The following is a 3108-nucleotide window of genomic DNA, read 5'->3' on the forward strand; positions in this document are numbered from 1 at the left end:
CTGGAGGAGTTCCGGTCGGTGGTGGCGGGGCTCGACTGGCGGGTGCCGCGCGTCGCGGTGGTGTCGAACGTGACGGGTTCCGTGGCGGACCCGCTGGAGCTGGTGGATCCGGAGTACTGGGTGCGGCACGTGCGGCAGCCCGTGCGGTTCGCCGACGGGGTGGCTGCTCTGCGGGCACAGGGGGTGGACACGTTCCTGGAGGTCGGCCCGGATGCGACGTTGACGGCGATGGTGGCGGAGATCGTCGCGGATGCCGGGGTGCGGCGGGTTCCGGTGTCGCGGCGGGACCAGTCGGAGCTCGCTGCGGTGACGGCGGCCTTGGGGCAGTTGTGGGTGGCGGGTGTGCCGGTCGACTGGGCTGCGTACCACGGTCAGACCGGCGCCCGGCCGGGTGTGGTCGACCTGCCCACGTACGCCTTCGACCATCGACGTTACTGGATCAATGCGACGACGCGGTCCTACCGTCCCCCCGCCGCCCGGCGTACCGCCGCCGACGAGGACTTCTGGCGGGCGATCGAGGCGGAGGACCTGACGGCCCTCGCCGAGAGCCTGGCCGTCGACGCCGACGCCCCCCTCGCGGACGTGCTGCCGGCACTGTCCACCTGGCGACGCCGCCGGGACGCCGAGGCGGCCCTCGACTCCTGGCGCTACCGGGTGGCCTGGCAGCCGCTCACGCACGACGCCGCCCGCGCCGAGGCGACCGACTTCCTGCTCGTCGTACCGGCCGGCGCCGACGCGGCCGTGACGGACTGGGCCGCCGCCCTCGGCGCCGCCGGCGGGCGGATCGTCGAGGTCGACGCCACGTGCGACCGCAAGCGCCTCGCCCACGACCTCGCCGAGGCGTCGACCGGCCGCGACGGGGACGTGCTGCCCGTACTCTCCCTGCTGGCCCTCGACACCCGGCCGTACGCCGGGGCCGCCTCCGTGCCGACGGGCCTCGCCGCCACGGTCGCGCTCGCGCAGGCCCTCGGCGACGCCGGGATCACCGCCCGGCTCTGGATCGCCACCCGCGGCGCGGTCTCCGTCGGATCCCGCGACCGGCACGTCGACCCCGTGCAGGCCATGGCGTGGGGCTTCGGCAGCGTGCTGCGCGCCGAGCACCCGCACCGGTGGGGCGGGCTCGTCGACCTCCCCGAGCAGCCCGACCAGAGCGTCGTGCGGATGCTCCGGACGCTGATCGCCGGCACCGGCCGGGAGGACGAGATCGCCCTGCGCGGCACCGGCGGCCACGCCCGTCGGCTCGTTCGTGCGACGTACGGCGACACCGGTGCGCGCGGTTCCTGGACGCCGCGCGGCACGGTGCTGATCACCGGCGGCACCGGGGCACTCGGGGGACACGTCGCCCGCGCGCTGGCCGCTGACGGAGCCGAACACCTCCTCCTGGTCAGCCGGCGGGGTGGCGAGGCGCCCGGCGCGACCGCCCTCGCCGAGGAACTCGCCGGGCTCGGCGCCCGGGTAACCCTCGCGTCCTGCGACGTGGCCGACCGGGCCGCGCTCGCGACGCTGCTCGACTCGATCCCCGCCGAGCTTCCGCTGAGCGCGGTCGTGCACACCGCCGCCGCCCTCGACGACAACGTCGTCGACGCCGTGAGTGTCGACCAGCTGGCCACCGCCCTGCGGGCGAAGGTCGACGCCGCGCGCAACCTGGACGAGCTGACCCGGGGCAGCGACCTCTCCGCCTTCGTCCTCTTCTCCTCCCTCGCCGGCCTCATGGGCGCCGCCGGCCAGGCCACGTACGCGCCCGGCAACGCGTTCCTCGACGCCCTGGCGCAGCGCCGCCGCGCCGAGGGGCTGCCGGCGACCTCGCTCGCCTGGGGCCTGTGGGCCGACGGCGGGGTGAGCGCGGGCGACTTCGAACAGCGGCTCAGCCGTACCGGTTTCGGCGCGATGGCGCCGGAGACAGCCGTGCGCGCCTTCAGCCGGGCGCTGGACCGCGACGAGACGTACCTCGTCGTGGCCGACATCGACTGGGCCCGGGTGGCCGCCACCGGTCCGCGGCGCGCCCACCCGCTGGTCCGCGACCTGCTGGCCGAGGCCGGCGCGGCGGTGCCCGCCGACGCCCCGGTGCCGGCGGCCGACCTGCGCCTGCGCCTGTCGGGAATGCCCGGCGCGGAGCAGTTGCGCGTCCTCGGTGAGCTGGTACGCGCCGAGGTCGCCGCCGTGCTCGGCCACGAGTCCGTCGATCGGGTGGCGCCGGACCGGGCGTTCCAGGATCTCGGTTTCACCTCGCTGGCAGCTGTCGAGCTGCGCAACCGGCTCGACGCGGCGACCGGCCTCGCGCTGCCGACCACGCTCGCCTTCGACTACCCGAACTCGGCGGCTCTGGCCGGCCACATCCACGCCGAGCTGCTCGGCGGGCAGGCGCTGCCCGTCCCCGCCGCCACCGGCCCCGTCGTGGGCGACGACCCGATCGTCATCGTCGGCATGGGCTGCCGTTTCCCGGCCGGAGCCGAGTCCCCGGAGGGGCTCTGGGACCTGCTGACGGCCGGTGCCGACGCGATGTCGGACTTCCCGGCCAACCGGCACTGGGACCTGGAGTCGCTGACCGGCACCGACTCCTACGTCTCGCGCGGGGCCTTCCTGGCCGACGCGGGCGGCTTCGACGCGGAGTTCTTCGGCATCTCGCCGCGCGAGGCGCTCGCCATGGACCCGCAGCAGCGGCTGCTGCTGGAGGTCTCCTGGGAGGCGTTCGAAGACGCCCGGATCGAACCGCTCGCGCTGCGCGGCAGCCGCGTCGGGGTGTTCGCCGGCACCAACGGCCAGGACTACGAGACCGTCGTGCGCGAGGCCGGTGAGTCGCTCGCCGGGTACGGCGCGACGGGTGCCTCCGCGAGCGTGTTGTCGGGTCGGGTGGCGTACTCATTCGGTTTCGAGGGGCCGGCGGTGACTGTGGACACGGCGTGTTCGTCGTCGCTTGTGGCGTTGCATCTGGCGGTGCAGGCGCTGCGGTCCGGCGAGTGCGACCTGGCGCTGGCCGGCGGCGTCACCGTGATGTCCACCCCGGGCGCCTTCATCGAGTTCTCCCGCCAGGGTGGGCTGTCGGCGGACGGCCGCTGCAAGGCCTTCGCCGAGTCTGCGGACGGCACCGCGTGGGGCGAGGGTGTCGGT

1 protein-coding gene is annotated in these 3108 nt (G+C 75.4%); it reads left to right on the forward strand.

The annotated features are described in order from the left end of the window. Nucleotides 1-3108, forward strand: a 3108-nt coding sequence (locus HA073_RS30125; protein WP_166457858.1) for an SDR family NAD(P)-dependent oxidoreductase, incomplete at both ends; no start/stop codon positions are given.

It is taken from the genome of Micromonospora sp. CMU55-4 (genome assembly GCF_011602315.1).
In the GTDB taxonomy this organism is placed as follows: Bacteria; Actinomycetota; Actinomycetes; order Mycobacteriales; family Micromonosporaceae; genus Micromonospora; species Micromonospora chalcea.